1 protein-coding gene is annotated in these 239 nt (G+C 33.1%); it reads left to right on the forward strand.

Annotated elements, in window-relative coordinates; genetic code table 11:
- Positions 1-13: 13 nt before the first annotated feature.
- A partial coding sequence (locus M901_RS18340) for a signal peptidase II (RefSeq protein ID WP_369793747.1) occupies positions 14-239 on the forward strand: 226 nt, incomplete at its 3' end.

Raw genomic sequence — 239 nt, forward strand, 5'->3', positions numbered from 1 at the left:
TTCAGTATATCTTATTCTCGTATATCTACTTTCTTCTCAATTGAAAGTGATGAAGCTCGGAATGACGTTATTAATATCGGGAATTTTTGGTAATGTTCTTGATAAAATCATTCTTGGTGCTTCTGTTGATTTTATTCCCCTTGGTCCTTTCTCATTCAATATAGCAGATGTCTTTCAGTGGGTGGGTGCCGGAATAATTTTATTTAAGGTTTTTAGAAAAGAAGATGTTATTTGGTATC

The organism is Bacteriovorax sp. DB6_IX, from assembly GCF_000447775.1.
Taxonomy (GTDB): domain Bacteria; phylum Bdellovibrionota; class Bacteriovoracia; order Bacteriovoracales; family Bacteriovoracaceae; genus Halobacteriovorax_A.